Consider the following 18,316-nt stretch of genomic DNA (forward strand, 5'->3'; position numbering starts at 1 on the left):
CATGACATCCACAGCGCCTGCCGCTTCAGCCTGGACCCCCGACGAACTGAGGCTGCTCGCGAACCACGAATCGCTCGTGCTGACAGTCGGCCCGACAGGCGGCGACGGCCCGACACTCGGCGTCGGCTCGACATTCGGCGTCGGCCCGACTCTCGGCGCCGAAGCCCGCGAAAGCGTGGAGATCGGGATGGTCCTTGTAGACGCTCAGCTGTTCGTCCGCGCCTACAGGGGAACCGGTTCGCGCTGGTACCAGGCCGCACGCAAATTCGGGCGCGGGCAGATACGCGTCGGCGAGACCACTCGCGACGTCGTCCTCCACACCAGCGGTTCCGGACTCGGCGAGGAACCCGACCCCGACGCGGCGACGGGCCAGGCCGTCGACGCGGCGTTCGTCGCCAAGTACGGGGCGGCCGCGGCCGGACTGGTCGCGTCGGCCCCCGCGCGGGAGGCCACGATCCTGATCACCGCTTGGACGCCGTCAAAGCACCGCTAAATGCCGAGCAACGGAGCGAGCGTCGCCGCGGTGGCCGCAGCCGAGAGGTAGTTGGCGGCGTGGTGGAACCCGACATGGTGATGGACCACTTCACTGAGATCCAGCCCGATCCCGTCGAACCCCCGTGCCAACCGCGGCGGGATCGCCACCGGGTCGCCGGGGTCGGCGATGTTCACCCAGCGCTGCACCCCCGGCGGCCGCACTCCGAACGCCTTCCCTCCACGCGTGCTGTCGGCGACGGGGGTGGGGAGCAGGCGGGGGTGGACGGCGTGAGGGAGCGCCAGCGGCGACCCGAGCGTGATCAGCAGAGGCACGCGCAGATCGGGCAGACTGTGCAGAGCCTCATACGCCACGACAGACCCGAGCGAGTGAGCGATGACCACATCAGGCTCCTGCTGCTTGATGACGTCGGCGACGATGCCGCGCGCCTGAACCCGCGCCGGAGAATCAGGCGCGCGGAGGTACGTGGCGACCTCCCGGAAGAACACGCGGACGAACGCGGTAGTGGTTCCGGAGAAGCGTTTCGCGACCGCGCTCGCCAACTGGCGAAGCGGGATGGTGAGCGCGCCCTGGACCACCGGCGCACTGATTTCGAGCTCCGCGAGGTAGGCGGCGAGGAGTTCGGTGGCCAGAGGGTCGTCGAGCTCCTCGCTGTCGTCGCCCTGGACGACGGGGCCGCCGCGGTGGAGCGCGGGGGCGTAGTAGGCGAAGGCGAGGTCGAAGCGCTCAGCACCGCAGCCCAGCCCGCCGGCGAGGTGACCGACCCAGTTGCGCGCGTAGGACTCGGCGGCCTGCTCGGGGGTGCGGCGCGGGGCGTAGTGATGGACGCCGTGGACGCCGACGACGCGGAGCTTGGCGGTCTGGTCAGGCAAGGAAATCTCCGGGGTGGTGGGTGGGCTTGAGGACGATGACTTCGGGGCCGCAGCCGAGAACCAGGCGGTCGCCGCTGGGGGAGAGGACGGCGACGGTCGCGGTGACCGGCAGCTGGAGCGAGGCCGACTCGGCACCGGTGTTCAGATTCCAGACGCGAACCATCCGGTCGTAGTCGGCGACGATCGCGACGGGCCGGCCGTCGACGTGGCCGACTGCCAGTGCCGCCACGTCGAATGTTCCGGGCAGGACATGCAAGCATTTGCCGGTACCGAGACTCCAGACACGAGCAGTGGTGGCGCCGATGGTGACCGCGATGGGTTGACCATCGCGTTCAGTGGCGATCACTGCGTTCACGGGTCCTCTGTGCCCCTTGAGAACGCGCAGGCATTTGCCGGTGGTCAGATCCCATACCCGTGCTGTTGCGTCGTCGCTCGCGGTGATAGCGATCGGTCGGTCGTCGAGTTCGCTGAGAGTCACGGCGTTGAGCGGACCTCGATGTCTTCGCAGCGTGTGCAGGCAGTTGCCGGTAGCCAGGTCCCATACGCGGGCAGACTGATCGTGGCTGGCAGTGACAGCAATGGGCATGCCGTCGAGGCTGCCGGTGATCACCGCCCTCACCCAGTTGCTGTGGCCGGTGAGTATGCGCAGGCACTCGCTGGTAGTCAGATCCCATACTCGTACGGTCTGGTCAGTGCTGGCGGTGACGGCGATGGGCTTGCCGGTGATCTCGCTGGTGGCGATGCCAGTGAGGAAGTCCCGGTGTCCTGTGAGGGTGTTCAGGTGCTCGCCGGTGGCCAGATCCCACGTACAGGCGGTGTTGTCGTAACTGGCGGTGATGGCGATCGGCCGTCCGTCGAGGTGGCTGGTGGCGACGGCGGTCACCCAGTCAGTGTGTCCGGTGAGGGTGTGCAGGCAGGTGCCGGTGGTCAGGTCCCAGACCCGGGCGGTGTTGTCGTTGCTGGTGGTGATGATGGTGGGCCGGTCGCCGAGATGCTGGATGGCTATGGTGTTCACGTGACTGTCGTGGCCGAGCAACTCGGACGATCGAGCCTTGGCGCTCAGGTTCCAGACCCGGGCGTATCCGTCTTCGCTGGTGGTGATGGCGACGGGATGATCGTCGAGGTCGCTGGTAGCCGCGGCTGTCACCCAGCCTCTGTGTCCAGTAAGGGTTTGTAGGCAGACGCCGGTCGTGAGATCCCACATTCGAGCGGTCTCATCGCTGCTGACCGTGATGGCGACGGGCCGGTTACCGAGGCGGCGAGTGATGACGCCGGCTATGTTCGTTTCGTGTCCGACCAGGGTGTGTAGACAACTGCCCGTTCTTAGATCCCACACGCGGGCGGTCGCATCACTGCTGGCGGTGATGGCGACGGGTTGGCCATCGAGCTCGCTCGTGGCGACAGCCGAGATCCAATCTTCATGTCCTGCGAGGGTTCGTAAGTGCTTGCCGGTGGTCAGATCCCATACGCGTGCAGTTCCGTCGGCGCTTGCAGTGATGGCGACGGGTTGGCCATCGAGCGTGCTGATGGCGAGAGCCAATACTCCGTCACGGTGCCCGGTGAGTGTGTGAAGGCAGACACCGGTTGCCAGATCCCATACACGTGCGGTCCGATCGTGGCTGGTGGTGACTGCGATGGGCTCACCGCTGATCTCACTGGTAGCGACAGCTGATATCGGGGCGCTGTGCCCGGTGAGGATGAATCGGTATGTGCGAGCGCCTACGTTCCATACGCACACTGTTTTGTCGCTACCAACGGTGATGGCAACGGAGTGTCCAGCGATTTCGCATGTGGCTACAGCGTCTATGGTCTGCCTGTGTTCGGTGACAGTATGCAGACACTTTCCCGTCAGGAGGTCCCATACGCGTGCCGTTCCATCTGCGCTGGTGGTGATGGCGATGGGCTGGCTGTCAAGGCGATCAATAGTTACCGCGGTCAGTTGATCGCTGTGCCCGGTGAGGGTGAGCAGGCAATCTCCGGTGTTCAAATCCCACACATGCGCAGCATGGTCATGGCCGATAGTAACGGCAATGGGCCGTGACCTGCGAACTCCGACTGCGACAGCCTTCATGGGAAGTCTCTGATCGGCGAGCGTATGCATCAGGTGCGGCGGTACCAGCGACCGGGTCGCCCAGGCCGGGATCCACGACGAGCGCTGGCTCAGTAGGCTGACAAGCCTGGTGTTCCCGTAGCGTGCCGCGTCGATGGCCAGGAGCGACTTCCGCCTGTGCGGCGGCAGCAGCCGGTGATATCCGTAGGAAGCTCGGTAGACCTGGGCATTGCCGTGTGCACGGACCCTGGGAATGGCCGGCAACTCCTGGTTGATCAGGTCGGGCGTGCCGTGGACCAGGAACTCCGAGTCCTCAAGCAGGTCGTCGAGCTGCCCGGCGAGTGACGCGTGTCGTGCCGTGTAGTCGAGCAGGTAGGGGTCCGCGTCGCGCCACCAGCGCTGCCCGTTGTGCATCGGAACGGCCTGGAGGACGGCCTCGAAGATCATCGCCTGCGCGGTGGTCGGCGTGACGTCGTCCAGAGGTCCCTCGGGTCCGCGCGGAAGCGCCCGCAACTCCTCAGCGAGCCGCTCGTGGAACAGCCGATACAGCGTCGTGCCGTCCCGCTCGACCTCGCGGCGCAGATAGAACCGGCCCGCCTCAAGCCCTTCTCGTACCTCCGCGATCGGCAACGGACCATTGCGTCCCGGGCTGAACACCGCTGCGACGTGTTGCAGAACCCGCTCAGGCATGCCTCGCCCGAGTGCGAACGCCAGTGCCGTCAGCACCGGTCCCACGCTCCTGGGATGCTCAGGCCGGCTGAGCTCCATGTCCAGCAACCGATCCAGCGTGCAGGGCACCCGCTCCCCGAGCGCCCGGCCGCGCTCCGGGTCGCTGATGTGCGGGCTGTCGAGACGGTGCCGAGTGATGAGGCCGGCGGCGAGGAACTCGCCCCAGTCGCGGGGCTTCTCGGTCAGGCGCGCCGCCGCGTGGTGGGCGAACGCGACGGCGGCGCCGACGTTCGCGGCGTTGTCGTACCACTCGTCCTCTTGAAGCAGAGCCTTGATGTAGTCGGCGAGCTCCCGGCGGAGCTGAGCGGGGTCGATGGCGTCGAGGTCGATCAGGCCGCCCTCGGTGCCCGCGGCGTGGCCGAGCAACAGCGCGGACGCTCCGCCCCGACGGGTACCCGCCAGCAGGCGGATCGGCCAGGGCCCGGCGGATCCCGGCTGCGGCAGCAGTCGCAGGAGCAGCGTTGTGACCAGGCTCGTCGGGTCGCCGGCCTCGTCGACGGCGTCGATCACGATCGTCACCGGCGCCGCGACGCCCCGGCTCCGGGCCAGGTCCAGCAGCGACTCCGCGGTCCAGACGACGTTGCCCGTGGCGCCCTCGCCGACCGACTCGTCGCCGCCGGACAGCGTGTGCGCCGCCGCCGACATCTGCCGCGCTATCGCCGCGGCGACCTCGTCCGTCCCCAACTGCCGAGCATGCACCGCCACCAACCGCTCGTTCTTCGACGGCATCGCCGGCAGATGCCACCACAACCGCTCATAAGGCTTCCGCAGCAACGGATGCGCCGCACACACCAGCGCTCCCAACAACGCGGACTTCCCCACTCCCGGCTTCCCCGTCACCACCCGCAACGCGTCGTCGCCGCCGGCAGCCTCCTGACTGTCCATCCACTGCGACAACGCCCGCAGCTGCGCGGCCCGCCCCTGGAAGTGCCCGTGTCCGGACTCCACCCCCACGACCTGCGTCCCCGACGCCCGACCGGCGAAGTGCTCCCGGTCCAGCGTGGTGTCCGCGAACGGCCGTGCCGCCTCGTCCACCTGGTCGAGCCCGCTGACCGTCCCCATCCACCGCGGGTTGGGAAAGAAAGGAAGCTGATCCACCACGTCCCGCTCGTGCGCCAGCAGCGGCGTCCCGTCGGGCTCCTGCGGCAGCGAGTTCTCGCCCAGTTCCCGCATCACCCGGCCGACCTCGCCGGCGAACGTCGTGTAGGGCAGGTACCGCACCGACGGGTCGACCCGCAGTTCCTTGGTGTCATACCGGTGCAGCACTTCGACCACGGCGCGGGTCAGGCGGTAGTCGTACGCCTTGTCGCGCGATCCGCTCGCCGCGAGGATCCACGCGCGCCGCTTCTCGGCACGGATCCGGTGGGCCCACTGCCACGCCGATCCCGCCCCGGCGTGGCAGACGTCGAGCAGGAACAGCACATGCGGGTGCGGCAGTCCGTCGTCGAACTGTTTGGTCCAGGTGTCGACCGACTCCCGCATCGGCTTGCCGTCGGTCTGGTGCAGGCGCAGCTCGCCGGTGTCGACGACCGTGCCGTGCGCGACCACGTGCACGATGTGGACGTCGTCACTACCGCCTTCGGCGACCTCGCGCATGGTCGAACCGAGCGTCTCGTGCCCGGTCACCGTTTCGGCGGCGTACTCGAACTCGCCGAGGATCCGGGCCAGGTTCTCGGCGTGCTCCAGCGCCTCGTCCAGCGGGTTCAGCGCGCCGGGCTCCGGCGGGCCGTCGTCCAGTGTGTCGTCGACCGCCAGCGGAATCGCCACAGCGACAGCTTTTCGAACACCACGCACCGTGCTCTCCCTGAGACCCCTCGGTGACCGCCTGATGACGAGCGTAGAGAAGCGGGTTCCTGATCCGAAGGAGAACGCGCGCTTTGGGAACAAGCGTTTTCCTAGCGCGCCTCGGGCCGTGATCTCAGCTCGGCATCTCCACCACCAAGTTGAACCAGTACCCGATGAACTGTTCCGCGATCTCCCGCCACAGCTTCGCGTCCAGCTCGGTCGCAGCCTTCTGATACATGGCGAACGGGTCGCCGCCGGCGGCCGTCCGCAGGCTGACGCCGGACGCCGCGTCCTCCAGGCTCCGCAGGTGCTCCCGCCACTGCCGGTCCATGACCGAGAGCATGATCCGGTACCGCAGCTCGTCCGCGATATCCGCGCCCAGGTCCGCCGCTCGCCGCACGGAGACCGCCCGCGCGTCGCGGACCACCGCGTCCGCCAGGTCGGTCCGGGCCTTGGACGACGCCCCGCCGGCCAGGCCCGCCGCGATCTCCTCGCGGCCGATCGTGATCGCGTAGATGGTCGCCAGCTCCTGCGTCAGCCCGCCCACGTGGGCCGCGCCGGTCGGCGCCGCTCGCACCACGGCCCGCAGCGCCTGGTCGATCAGCTCGTCCGCCTCCGCCATCGTGACTCCGTGGGCGAGGAGCGCGTCGCGCTTGGCGTAGAACACCGACCGGTGTGATTCCTGGACGGCGGCGTAGCGCAGGTTTTGTGCCAGTTGCTGTGCCTGCCAGTCGGAGAGTGCGTTGAGCCTGCCGTGCAGGCTCCAGGCGACGCCCCGGCTGTCGAGCGGCTCCTCGGTGTCGGCCAGCTCGACCATCCGCGCGGTGAACTTGGGGAGGTGGATGTTCTTGTCCTCGCCGGAGAAGAAGAAGGCCGATTCGCCGGGATCCCCGCCGCGGCCGGCGCGGCCCCGCAGGTGCAGCTCCATGCGCCGGGAGGACAGCGGGCCGACGCCGAGCACATACAGGCCCGGGCCCTCGGGTTCGGCGAGGCGGATGTCGACGCCCCGGCCGGCCATCCTGGTCAGCACGGTGACCGAGCCGGGGTCCCCGGCCCGGGCGATGATGGCGGCCTCCAGGTCGTGGTTGCGCGCGGTCAGCATCTCGTGGTCGATGCCCTGGGCGGCGAGCGCCCGCGAGATCTTGTCGGCGACCTCGTCCGAGACCGTCCCGACCAGGACCGGCCGGCCGGTGCCGCGCTGCTGCTCGACGGTCTTCACCACGGCCCGGAGCAGCGCCTTGTCGGTGGCGTACAGGACCGGGGCGTGGTCGACACGCCGCACCGGCCGGTGCGGCGCGATCCGGACGCACTCCATGCCGTACAGGTCCCGGTACGCCTCGACCTCGCCCTCGACCACCCCGGTCATTCCGGCCAGCCGCCGGTAGAGGCCGAGGAAGGCGAAACCGCTGATGGTGGCCATCACGACCCGTTCCGGCCGCGTCTCCAAGCCCTCCTTGGCGTCGAGCGCCTGGTCCAGACCTCCGCCCAGGACGCGGTCGGTGAGCGCGCGCTGGGTGGGCCCGTCGATCATCCGGATCGCGCCGTCGACGACCACGTAATCGCGGTCCCTGACATACAGTTCCTTGGCTTGCAGGGCGAGATCCAGGCGCCGCGCCATGTCGACGTCGGCGCCGTTGTAGATCTCGGCGCCGAGCCAGTCCTCGACCGCAGCCATGCCCTGCTCGGTCGGCAGGACCGTCCCGCGCGCCTTGTCGACGGCGTAGTGCTCGCCGGGCCGGAGGCGATCGGCGATCCCGGCCAACTGCCGGTGATCGGACGGCCCGTCCCCGTCCACGCTGATGTGCGGCGCGGTGGTGGCCTCGTCGAGCATGAGCAGATCTGCTTCGTCGACGATCGCTGAGAAATAGGGGCGGTGGATGGTGTCGCGGTCCCGGTCGCCCAGGTGGTGCCGCAAGTAGTCGTAGGCGAGTTCGCGCGGGGTGCCGTAGACGATGTCGGCGCGGTAGGCCTCGCGACGGGCGTCCGGACCGGTCTCGTCGGTGATCTGCACGCAGGTGAAGCCGAGCATGCGGTAGACGGGACCCATCCAGGCGGCGTCGCGGGCCACGAGGTAGTCGTTCGCGGTCAGGACGTGCACGCCGTTGCCCGCCAACGCGTGCAGGCAGGCCGGAAGGGTCGCGGTCAGGGTCTTGCCCTCGCCGGTCTTCATCTCGATGACAGAACCCAGATGCAGTGCCGCCCCGCCGATGACCTGCTCGTCGTGGGGGCGTTCGCCGAGGGTGCGGGCGGCCGCCTCGCGGACGAGCGCGAACATCTCCGGAAGCAGCGAGTCCAGGTCCTCGCCGTCTTGGTGGCGCTGCCGGAGCCGGTCGACGGCTTGCCTCAGACCGTCGTCCGGCAAAGCCCGGACCTCGTCCTCGGCCTGCGCGACGATGCGGGCCCAGGCCCGGCATCGCTCCAGGACAGGCGGCGTTTTCCCCGAGCCGAACAGCCGGAATCTCGACATGGCTAAACGCTACTGATCGCGGCTGCTCTGTGCCACGTCGAAGGGTCCGTTCATGGGAGTGTCAGCCTATTCACACCCGCAGTTGGACGGCCGGTCTGGGACGTGCGGCCAAACGCCACAGCACGCCGGGGGTGGCCAGCGTTCCGGCGCCCGACAGCATGTGCTGGACGTGCGCGAAGCGGTTGAACAGATCCGGGTCGCCGGGTATCCGGGTGATGACGCGGTCCAGATGCCAGTGCGACAGCCGGGCCAGGATGCCGGGGCTCCGGCCGCTGTCCCACAGCAGATCCGACGAGGACGCCATCAGCCACGGCGTCAGCGTCACCTTGGCGGCGCGGCGGTGGTACTCGCGGGCGTCGCCGCCGTTGTCGAGCGTCGCGGCCAGCGCCTTGGCGTGCAGCGCGGCCACGGTGAGCCCTTGCGCGTAGATGGGGTTGAACCGGCACAGGGCGTCGCCCGCCACCAGCAGCCCCTCGGGCCAGCGCCGCATCCGGTGGACCTGCAGCCACCAGTCGCCGTGGTCCACGAACCGGTGCAGCTCGCTGAGCGGCTCGTGGCCGTCGATGTAGTTGGCCATGCCGGAGAAGGGCAGCGACTTGGCGAAGCGCGCGAACTCGGCCTCGTCCGGCGGGCAGCCCTCCTCGCCGATGCCCATGGCCAGCGCCATGGCCGTGCCGGACTCCAGCTCCAGGACGCCGCCGCCGCGCCGGACGTCGGGCGCGTAGACGTAGGCGAACGTCACCTTCCAGCCGTCGTCCGGCGGCGCTTGGTAGATCCGGCTGGTGTAGGACACCTTCACGTCGATGCTTTTCACGGTCGGCATCGGCAGGTCCGCGCCGCGCAGCCAGTGGTCCAGGCGGGAGCCGCGGCCGGTGGCGACGACGACGGCGTCGGCGTACAGGCACTCCTCCTCGCCGTCGGCGTCGCGGCCGATCACCCCGGTGACCGCGCCCGACGAGCCGTCGAACAGGGGCCGGTCCACGGTGAAGCCGTCGGCGAGCGTCACGTTGGGCAGTTCCAGGAGCCGCCGGCGGATGCGCTGCTCCAGGAACGGGCGCGAGAAGCCCTGGATCTGGATGCCGGTGGTGGTCTTCGGCGTCCAGCCGGCGGGGAACTTCAGGCGGATGTTCTCGCCGTAGTCGTAGAACGGGGATCCGGCGTCGGCGATCTCCTCCAGGAGCCCGGGGAACAGCTCGCCGATGATCTGGGCGCCCTTGGCCAGCAGGAAATGCGGGTGGTACCCCTGCGGGACGCCGGCGCGGAAGGTCGTGTCCGGATCGACGCGGTCGCGCTCGACGACCGTGACGGTATTGAAGTGCTCTGATAGCACCCGCGCCGCCAGCAGACCGGCGTGGCCGCTGCCGACCACGATCGCGTGGTCCCGGGCAAACCCTTTGTCAGGAGCCATTCGCCTGACACCCCTCAACGTCGCTGGCCATCGGCACGGACGGGTCGTGCCCGCTCACTTCATACGTAGGGGCGGCCTCAGGGGAGCGTAAAGGTGGCTATTGATACGCCAGGGTCGCGCAGCGGGGGCGTGCATCACCCGGATGGCCGGGGCCGCACGAGTGGGTCCGCCCGCTCCCGCGAATCTTTCCGGTGGTGGTAAAAGGGCTGGTCAGAGCCACTGTTTCGGTGGCGCGCCGGCTAAACGTCGCCTACCTGCCACCGGAACACGCCGGTCGGCGTCCCGCCCGCGCATCGTGATCGACGTCATGGTTGTTCTGGTGGCTTTTGCCCTGGAACAGGCGGCCACTGCACGTTGACCCCTTACTCATCCCGCATCAGCAGGGAGCACCCCGCATGAGTACCGTCGACACACCCACGCGTCCGGATCCGCTCGCGGTCTTCACCGAACTGTCGGTCGCGCTGACCGGGTTCGACCGCGTGGAGCTGGCCGGGACCGGACTGATCGAACAGCACTACGACACCGTGCTCCGGCTCATCGGCGAACGGGAGGCCGGACACCTGTTCCAGGCCGCCGCCGACGCGCTGGACGCCGACCGGGGCGACCCGGAGGGCACCGCGCTGCGGACCCAGGTCGTCGAGAACAAGCGGTACGGGCCGGTGATCATCAACCTGATCAAGCTGTGGTACCTCGGGAGCTGGTACCCGCTGCCCGGCTCGTATGCCGACGTCAACGGCTCCACCGCCGACGACGTCGAGCACGTCGTCTCCGCGCAGGCCTACCGCGAGGGACTGGTCTGGATCGCGGCCGGGGCGCACCCCATGGGGGCCAAGGCGCCCGGCTTCGGCTCCTGGGCCGAGCCGCCGACGATCGTCGTCCTCTGAGTCGTGAGCCGTACCTAGAAGAGAGCCCTGACATGCAAGACGATATTACGAACGCTGATACTAATTATGACCTGGTCATCGTCGGCGGCGGGATCGCCGCCGCCACTGTCGCCAAGACCGTCATCGACAAGGCCGCCGCCGGCCGTCCGGCGCGGCATCCCAGGATCCTGATCCTGGAGGCCGGCCGCGCCACCGCCATGAGCGCGGACAAGTACGACACCTATGTGGAGGCGTATCAGCAGGCGCTCGCCAAGGTGCCCAACGCGCCCTACCCGCCGACCGTGTCCGCGCCGCAGCCGAACGTGCTGGACATCGGCCGCCCGGTCATGGGCCCGGACGGCACGACGAAGATCCCCAGCGCCAACGGCTACTTCGTCCAGATGGGCCCCCTGCCCTTCGGCAGCGACTACGCCCGCGCGCTCGGCGGCACCACGCTGCACTGGCTGGGCACCTGCCTGCGGATGCTGCCGAACGACTTCAAGATGTGGACGAACTACGGCCACGGAGTCGACTGGCCGCTGTCCTACGACGACCTGAAGCCCTATTACGAGCGCGCCGAATGGGACATCATCGGCGTCTCGGCGAACGTCGAGGACCAGAACTACCCCGGCATCGGGGGCGACCCGGCGAAGTTCTTCCAGAGCTCGAACACGAACAAGTTCCCCGACGGGGCCTACCACTTCCCGATGGAGCGGATCCCCAGCAGCTACCTGGACGACTACCTGGCCAAGAAGTCCGCCGGCCTGGTGGTGAAGCTGAAGGACTCCGCCGGCAAGGAGTACTCGTTCCCGATCCTGGTCTGCAACACCCCGGTCGGCCGGAACTCGCAGCCCGCACCCGGCTACCAGCCGGTCGGCGCGGTCGGCAACGCCGACCGGGGGCAGCGCTGCGAGGGCAACTCCAGCTGCATCCCGATCTGCCCGGTGCAGGCCAAGTACAACGCTCTCAAGACGCTGTACGAGCTGATCGTCAAGTACCCCGACCGTGATCCGCGCGACGGCGAGAAGCCCCGGGCGCGCGTCGCCATCCGCAGCCAATGCGTCGTGTCCAAGGTCCAGCACACCCAGACCAAGGGAAAGCAGGGCACTGTCACTGGTGTCGCGTTCCTGCGATACTCCGACGACGGCAGCCCCGCCGCGGAGTCGACGGTGACGGCCGACCGCTACGTCCTGGCCGCCAACGCGATCGAGAACGCCACCCTCCTGCTGGCCTCCGACGCCGCCAACAACAGCGACCAGGTCGGGCGCAACCTGATGGACCACCCCCTCCTGCTCACCTGGGGCCTGCTGGAGGACAACGCGGGTGCCTTCCGCGGCCCCGGCTCCACCTCCGGCATCCCGGCCTTCCGGGACGGCGCCTACCGCTCCGACCGCACCGCGTTCCGGGTCGAGATCGGCAACTGGGGCTGGAACTTCCCGGAGAACGCCCCCTACGACACCGTCCACGACCTCGTCGGCGGCGCCCGGACAGGCACCGCGCAGCTTTACGGCCGGGCCCTGCGCACCCGCCTCGGCCAGATCCTGCCGAACCAGTTCCGCATCGCGTGGGAACTGGAGCAGGACCCCGAGCCCACCAACCGCGTCACGATCGACGACCGCTACCTCGACGCCCTGGGCAACCACCGCCCGGTGATCCACTACGACCTGTCGCCCTACGTCCGCGCCGCCCTGCCCTGGGCCGCCGAAGCCAGCCGCCAACTGTTCGAACAACTAGGCATCGGCACCCCGGCCCACCGCCCGGACTACCAGCCCGGCGACTACACCCACTGGGACCCCAACGACCCCGCAGCGGTGACCTACGACGGACAGACGTACTGGGTGCGCGGCGCCGGCCACGTCGTCGGCACCCACCGCATGGGCGCCGACCCGGCCCACTCCGTGGTCGACAGCTACCAGCGAAGCCACGACCTGCCGAACCTCTACATCGTCGGCTGCGGCAGCATGCCTACCCTCGGGACCTCCAACCCGACACTGACCATGACCGCGCTGGCCATCCGCACCGGCGACCACATCGCCGGGCTGCTGAAGGGACAGGACGCATGACCACGAGGATCTCCACCCTCGAAGACCTGAAGGCCGCCCTGCAACTGGCCATCGGCCTGGAACTCAGCACGATCCCCGTCTACCTGACCGGGCTCTACTCCATCCGCGAGAACACCAACACCGACGCGGCACAGACCATCCGCAGCGTGGTGATGGAGGAGATGCTCCACATGACCCTCGCGGCGAACGTCCTCAACGCCCTCGGCGAACCACCCAGCACCAACCCGGTCGACTTCCAGGACCGCAAACACCTGAGCCCGATCCCCACCTACCCCCTGGAAAGCCCCCTGATCTCCGGCATCGGCACACTGGAACTCCTACCCCTGTCACCCCGCGCCGTGGAGAGCTTCGTCCGCATCGAGCACCCCCTCCACGGCGCCGCAACGCTTAGCGCAATCACCGCAGAGCCCGGCTCCTACCGCACCATCGGCGAGTTCTACGAAGCAATCGACACCGCCCTGAACGACCCCACCATCTGCCCAGACACCCTGTTCAACCCCACCAACCAGACCCCGGACAGCGAGTACTACGGCGGCGCGGGCAACGTCATCCAAGTATCGAACCGCGCCACCGCCCGCCAAGCAATCAAGAAGATCATCGACGAAGGCGAAGGCCTCCCCCAAGAAGCCCTGACCAAACCCGCCAAAACAGTCACCGACACCGACCGCCTCACCTCCGGCTGGCAGATGTACTCCCACTACGCCCGCTTCCGCGAACTCCAAACCGGCCGCCGCTTCCGCACCAACCAAACCGCAGGCGAAACCCCCACAGGCGCCATGCTCCTACTCGACTACAACGAAGTCGAACCAGCAGAATTCACCCCCCGCAACGGCGACGGCGGACCAGAAGCCCTAGCACTGGACTCCTTCGACCTGTCCTACTCCCAACTCGTCGACGAGGTCTACTACGCCTTCGCCGGCGGCCAACGGACCACACAGAGCACCGCCCTCCAGTCAGCCGTGCACGGAATGTACGCCCTGAAGAACAAAGCCACAGCCCTGATGCGCACCCCCAACCCCACCCACCCCGGCCACACACTGTGCCCCCGCTTCAGCTACGTAGCCCTCGGCGGCGACCGCGACAAACTCACCCGCCGAGTCGAGGAGGCCACAGCGACGCGCTAGGTACAACGCCACAGCTTGACGGCCGCGCCGGCCGCTGATGCGAGCCCGGCGCGGCTGGCGACGGAGACCTGCGAGGCGGGAACTGGCAGCCGCATGCCTGAAGCAAATCACCAGCCGCACACGCGAAGCGCAAAGCAACGGCCTGCGAACCGGCAGCCGAACGCCTGAACGAGCAGCCACCGGCTACCAAACCGGCGGCCGCACGCCTGAGCCTCCGAACCACCAGCTACCGAACCGGCGCCCGAACGCCTGAACGAGCAAGCCACCAAACCATCGGCCGCACGCCTGAACGAGCAGCCACCACCTACCAAACCGGCGGCCGACATCTCCACGCGCCCACCCGAACCCCCGAGACTGTCAGTCCCCTACCTGGGTTTTGGTTCGTTCCCCTCGGTCACGTCGGCAGGGCTTTGCCTACAGTGCCGCCGACCAGGTGTCAAGTTCATGCAAGCGCAACCGCAGCCCATCAGTCCTCACCGCAACGGCATGGACTTGATACCTGGGCGGCGGCGCTGTACCCGTAGGGCTGCTGACGTGACCGAGGGGAACGAACCCCCACCTCACCAACCGCCAGCGCAGGGCCCTGAATGTACCGACCTATGGAGCCGGCGCCATTTCCCCGAGGGATCTGAGGCCCTCGCCGGAGGCGCCGGCCTTTAGGGGCCTTTAGCTTTTCACCAGAGACATTCCGCCGCTACTCGCCGCTACTCGCCACCACTCGGCAGCGGCGCGGCGTAAGCCCAGTGTTCGACCAGCAAGCCGTCCACCACGCGGACCATGTCCATACCGTTGATCTCAAAACGCTGACCACTCGGAGCAGCGCCGAAGAAATCACCAGTATGAGTACCGCGAATGGTGTAGCGGTTCGACACCCACTCACCGTCCTCCACGCTGTGCTCGGTGACCACCTCCATGTCAGGGCTGCCGATCTGCATCAGCTCCCACTTACGACGCCAGTCCTCGCGGGTGACGCGGTGTCCCTGGTCGCGGGACTCCGGGGCGATGAGGTGGAGGGCTGAATCGATGTCGTTCGCGTCGCGGCTGGCGATGATGGCCTGGACGACGGCTTTGGGTGTTCGGTTGGGCATGGCAGTCTCCTTGTATGGAAACGGGGATGGCTCCCCGGTTGGTTGACGATATGGGGACTGGTCCCCGGTTGGCAACCGGAAACCCAAACCAAAACCCAGAGCAGGCACCGGCCAAAGGGCAAGGGCGGGCGCAAAGGCCAGGGGCGACGGCAAGGCCAAGAGCGAGGTCGAAGGCAAGGGCAAAGAACAAGCGCAAGGACAAGGGCGAGGGCAAGGACAAGGGCGAAGGCGAAGGTGGAGGCAAGAGCGAGGGCAAGAGCGAGGGCGAAGGCGAAGTCGGGGACAAGCGCTAGGGCAAGAGTGCCGACAAGGCAGCCCCCACCTCCCCAACCCCCACCTCCACCCACCACCCCCACCCCGCCAACTACCATGTCCGCATGGTCCCCCCGCCCTCCCGCCGGGCCGACGCACAGCGCAACCGTGAACGCTTGCTCGCCGCCGCCGAAGCTGTCCTCAACGAGCGTGGTGTCACCGCGTCGCTCGATGACATCGCCAAGGCTGCCGGTGTCGGTAACGCGACGTTGTATCGGCACTTCGCGACGCGGGAGACGCTGATTGAGGCCGTCTACGATCAGCGGATTCGGACTCTCTGTGAGAGTGCCGAGCGGTTGAGCGTTGCGGCGGGGGAGCCTGGGGCTTCGTTGTTGGTGTGGCTGCGGCAGGTGGTTGTCCACATCACCGAGAGTCGGGTGTTGGGTGAGGCGTTTCTGGCTGAGCGGAAGGAGCCCGGGGGTGTGGAGCCGCCGCAGATCGCGGAGTGGCATCACGCCATCCATGTAGCGGCGGCGCCGTTGGTGGCCAGGGCGCAGGATGCCGGTGCTGTGCGCGCTGATCTCGATGTGCTTGAACTGATGGCACTCACTACCGCCGTGGCACGCGCCGGGAATCCTTCGCAGGCCGAGCGCTTTCTTGACGTGCTCCTAGACGGTGTCGTACCTCGAAGCGCGCCGGACTCGGACTCCTGACACTCAGCAGCACCAATAGCGCGGCTACCAGCACCAGCACCAGCACCAGCACCTACCCACCCAACTCCCCAGCCCGCCGCCGATCCCCAGCAGCACCATCGCCCTGGCCGACGCGCACCCGACACTCCGCACGGTGAGCCCAAGTATCAGAATCCTGCGGATCAAGATCAAGCGCAGCACTGAAGTCAGCTATCGCCAACTCCCACCTCCCGGCCTCCTCATACATCACCCCACGGTTGAAATACGCCGCAGAGCTAGGCACCAACTCCAGCGCCCGAGACAAGGCGTCAACAGCCTGCGAGTGCTCATCACGTGCGTAGTGGAGCATCCCCAGCAGCGCCCAGCCCTCAGCCAAGTCCGGATCCGCCGTCAGAGCGCGGTTCAGCGCGGAGCGAGCTTCAGTGAATCGGCCGGCTTCCAGCTGGAGGCGGCCGTTCAAACAATGGAGATGAGGGTTGTCTGGCGCCACGACCAAGCCTCGGGCAACCACCACAGCAGCAGACGTGTCCCCACCCTCACCAAACTCATCCGGCGCACCAAAATCCGCAAGCAACCCTGCCAAGTTGACATAAGCATCCGTATACTCCGGATCAATCTCCAACACATACCGAAAGTCAGCAATCGCCCCATCAACATCACCCATCGCGGCCCGCACATCACCACGGTTGTAGAACAACTCAGGAAACGGCGGCGACAACCGCATCGCGGCCTCATACTCAGCGACCGCCTCCGCCCCCCTCCCAAGCCGGTTCAGCAGCAACCCCAGGTCGAAGTGGTACTCAGCGTAATTCGGATCCTCGTCGATCACCGCCGTGTAATCAGCCACCGCCTCGTCAAGCTTGCCGATCGCCGCGTACACCTGAGCGCGGTTATAGCGCAGCACCGACCGATGCAGACGGTGCGCATCAGGACCGAGTTCACGATCCAAGCGGTCCAGCCCCTCGGACACCAGCGCCAGCGCCTCCTCAGGGCGACGCAGATGGTTCTCAATCAGAGCTTTACCATTCCGGTGAAACACAGAGTTGAAAGCACGTTCCCGCGGATCGGCCAACAGGCTGGAAATAGCGATCGCCTCGTTGATCCACCCCATCGCCGTCTGATGATCCTTCCGGGACTCATCATGGTGACGCGTATAAAGCATCGCCGTGGCGTACGCAGCCTGCATGTGGACCATCGGATCATCGGTAAGCGCCCGAGCCTCGTCGTAGAGCGCCTCAGCCTCCTCAGGACGGCTCAGCGCCGCCAACGACGTCGTCATCTTGGTGGTGAAAGCCCACCAGTGCTCCGGCTGCGCACGCCAGTCGATCGCCGCACGTCCCCGCTCACCGAGGTCAACAGTCGCCTCGTAGAAACCCATATCGATGCAGTAGTCCAGGGCATTGCGCAGCGCGCCGGCGGCCCGCGCCCGGTCGGAGCCGCGCTCCCGGTGGAACGGTATGGCGCCCAGCTCCAGCGACTTCTCACCGAGAGACGCCAGCGCATCCGCGCGGGCATCATGCAGTGCCGCACGCTGCGCCACCTCAAGGCCCTCATACGCACCACGCAACGCTTCATCGACCTCGGTGCATTCAGAGTCGACGTACCGGTGTGCCAACTCATAAGGATCCGTCGTTGCGGACAACGCGGGCCCGTCGACGGCAGAGCGGCTCACCATCCGGCCATAGCGGCCATAGCGGCTATATCGGTCACGCTCGCTAGGTCGCGCATAGCGCAAGACCGCCGCCCCCAGCGTCGTCTGCGGATTTAACACCCGCCCAACGCCAAGCACAAGCGTCACCAACCCCGGATCGAGCCGCCGGACCATAACCGAGACCAGCTCCTGATCAGTGCCATCAGCCTCATCAAGCCGGTCGACGACCAAACTCACCGGCCGCTGCCCGCTCGCCCGGACGTAGTCGCGGACGAACTCCGTCATGCCGTGCGCCAGTCGCAGGGTACGCATTCGCGAATAGAAGCGAGTCCGCTCCTCAGGGACTGCCAACGACGTCAACGTCTCGTGCGTGGCCGGGACGATGGTGCGCAGCTCCGGGGCGACGCTCAGGATCTCGATGTTGTGGACCGAGACCAGGGCGGGACATTGCACCAGGGCGTCTGGGACGATCGCGCGCATCAGCGTTCCGGCGAACGTGTAGGGGCCGCGCAGGCGCCGGTGCGCGTCGATCGGCGCGGTCAGCGGTGGCGGCAACGGCGCGGCTGACGGAATATCAAATGCTGACGGTTCATCATCTGCGATCCGCGCACCAGGAACGCCGGTGAGGACCAGACGGTGCGCTGCCACCGGGGATGCGGGAGAAGTCGGCCGGTCGGACAAATACAGCTGCTCAGACCGCTCAGGCTCCTCAGTCCGCTCAGTCCGCTCTGACTTCTCTGCCCACTCAGGCAAATTCGGCTGGTGCATCGTCGGAGCCT

General features: G+C 67.6%; 11 protein-coding genes. 5 read left to right on the plus strand and 6 right to left on the minus strand.

From position 1 onward, the window contains the following. Window position 1: 1 nt before the first annotated feature. Window positions 2-493 carry a DUF2255 family protein gene (locus ABD481_RS26565; protein ID WP_344668480.1) on the plus strand — a complete coding sequence of 164 codons (492 nt, stop codon included), beginning with the start codon at window positions 2-4 and terminating at the stop codon, window positions 491-493. Here ABD481_RS26565 and ABD481_RS26570 read toward each other — a convergent pair. The 4 genes from ABD481_RS26570 to ABD481_RS26585 all read right to left on the minus strand — a co-directional run bounded on the left by ABD481_RS26570 (window position 490) and on the right by ABD481_RS26585 (window position 9,804). Then, a complete protein-coding gene (locus ABD481_RS26570) occupies window positions 490-1,365 on the minus strand; it encodes a serine peptidase (protein WP_344668481.1) in 876 nt (291 codons plus the stop codon). The genes ABD481_RS26565 and ABD481_RS26570 overlap by 4 nt on opposite strands. After that, window positions 1,358-5,911, minus strand: a complete 4,554-nt coding sequence (locus ABD481_RS26575) for a WD40 repeat domain-containing protein (protein ID WP_344668482.1) — start codon at window positions 5,909-5,911, stop codon at window positions 1,358-1,360. Before ABD481_RS26575 ends, ABD481_RS26570 begins: the two co-directional genes overlap by 8 nt. Window positions 5,912-6,062: 151 nt before the next feature. After that, a complete protein-coding gene (locus ABD481_RS26580; RefSeq protein WP_344668483.1) occupies window positions 6,063-8,396 on the minus strand; it encodes a preprotein translocase subunit SecA in 2,334 nt (777 codons plus the stop codon). A 70-nt stretch (window positions 8,397-8,466) separates the two neighbouring features. Beyond that, on the minus strand, window positions 8,467-9,804 hold the full coding sequence (locus ABD481_RS26585) for an FAD-dependent oxidoreductase (protein ID WP_344668484.1): 1,338 nt from the start codon (window positions 9,802-9,804) through the stop codon (window positions 8,467-8,469). Window positions 9,805-10,199: 395 nt separating this feature from the next. Between ABD481_RS26585 and ABD481_RS26590 the strand changes: the two genes are divergently transcribed. From ABD481_RS26590 to ABD481_RS26600, 3 genes are read left to right on the plus strand one after another with little or no spacing between them, the layout of a single operon-like run. Beyond that, on the plus strand, window positions 10,200-10,688 hold the full coding sequence (locus tag ABD481_RS26590) for a hypothetical protein (protein WP_344668485.1): 489 nt from the start codon (window positions 10,200-10,202) through the stop codon (window positions 10,686-10,688). A gap of 32 nt (window positions 10,689-10,720) precedes the next feature. After that, window positions 10,721-12,730, plus strand: a complete 2,010-nt coding sequence (locus ABD481_RS26595; protein WP_344668486.1) for a GMC family oxidoreductase — start codon at window positions 10,721-10,723, stop codon at window positions 12,728-12,730. Continuing rightward, the gene (locus tag ABD481_RS26600; protein WP_344668487.1) at window positions 12,727-13,854 is read left to right on the plus strand and encodes a ferritin-like domain-containing protein; all 1,128 of its coding nucleotides are present in this window, start codon (window positions 12,727-12,729) and stop codon (window positions 13,852-13,854) included. Before ABD481_RS26595 ends, ABD481_RS26600 begins: the two co-directional genes overlap by 4 nt. A gap of 704 nt (window positions 13,855-14,558) precedes the next feature. On the opposite strand, the gene ABD481_RS26605 is transcribed toward ABD481_RS26600, so the two are convergent. After that, on the minus strand, window positions 14,559-14,942 hold the full coding sequence (locus tag ABD481_RS26605) for an ester cyclase (RefSeq protein ID WP_344668488.1): 384 nt from the start codon (window positions 14,940-14,942) through the stop codon (window positions 14,559-14,561). Window positions 14,943-15,319: 377 nt separating this feature from the next. Between ABD481_RS26605 and ABD481_RS26610 the strand changes: the two genes are divergently transcribed. Next, complete coding sequence (locus ABD481_RS26610) at window positions 15,320-15,907, plus strand: TetR/AcrR family transcriptional regulator (RefSeq protein ID WP_344668489.1); 588 nt, start codon at window positions 15,320-15,322, stop codon at window positions 15,905-15,907. Between the two features lie 52 nt (window positions 15,908-15,959). Here the strand turns inward: ABD481_RS26610 and ABD481_RS26615 are convergent, their stop codons facing one another. Beyond that, complete coding sequence (locus ABD481_RS26615) at window positions 15,960-18,305, minus strand: tetratricopeptide repeat protein (RefSeq protein ID WP_344668490.1); 2,346 nt, start codon at window positions 18,303-18,305, stop codon at window positions 15,960-15,962. Window positions 18,306-18,316: the final 11 nt, after the last annotated feature.

The organism is Catenulispora yoronensis, from assembly GCF_039531695.1.
GTDB classification, from domain to species: Bacteria; Actinomycetota; Actinomycetes; order Streptomycetales; family Catenulisporaceae; genus Catenulispora; species Catenulispora yoronensis.

What these genes read in the sequence shown, in the direction of transcription:
- ABD481_RS26600 (WP_344668487.1), top strand. Translation starts at nt 12,727, where the DNA reads ATGACCACGAGGATCTCCACCCTCGAAGACCTGAAGGCCGCCCTGCAA.
- ABD481_RS26595 (WP_344668486.1), top strand. Translation starts at nt 10,721, where the DNA reads ATGCAAGACGATATTACGAACGCTGATACTAATTATGACCTGGTCATC.
- ABD481_RS26585 (WP_344668484.1), bottom strand. Translation starts at nt 9,804, where the DNA reads ATGGCTCCTGACAAAGGGTTTGCCCGGGACCACGCGATCGTGGTCGGC.
- ABD481_RS26580 (WP_344668483.1), bottom strand. Translation starts at nt 8,396, where the DNA reads ATGTCGAGATTCCGGCTGTTCGGCTCGGGGAAAACGCCGCCTGTCCTG.
- ABD481_RS26605 (WP_344668488.1), bottom strand. Translation starts at nt 14,942, where the DNA reads ATGCCCAACCGAACACCCAAAGCCGTCGTCCAGGCCATCATCGCCAGC.
- ABD481_RS26610 (WP_344668489.1), top strand. Translation starts at nt 15,320, where the DNA reads ATGGTCCCCCCGCCCTCCCGCCGGGCCGACGCACAGCGCAACCGTGAA.
- ABD481_RS26565 (WP_344668480.1), top strand. Translation starts at nt 2, where the DNA reads ATGACATCCACAGCGCCTGCCGCTTCAGCCTGGACCCCCGACGAACTG.
- ABD481_RS26615 (WP_344668490.1), bottom strand. Translation starts at nt 18,305, where the DNA reads ATGCACCAGCCGAATTTGCCTGAGTGGGCAGAGAAGTCAGAGCGGACT.
- ABD481_RS26590 (WP_344668485.1), top strand. Translation starts at nt 10,200, where the DNA reads ATGAGTACCGTCGACACACCCACGCGTCCGGATCCGCTCGCGGTCTTC.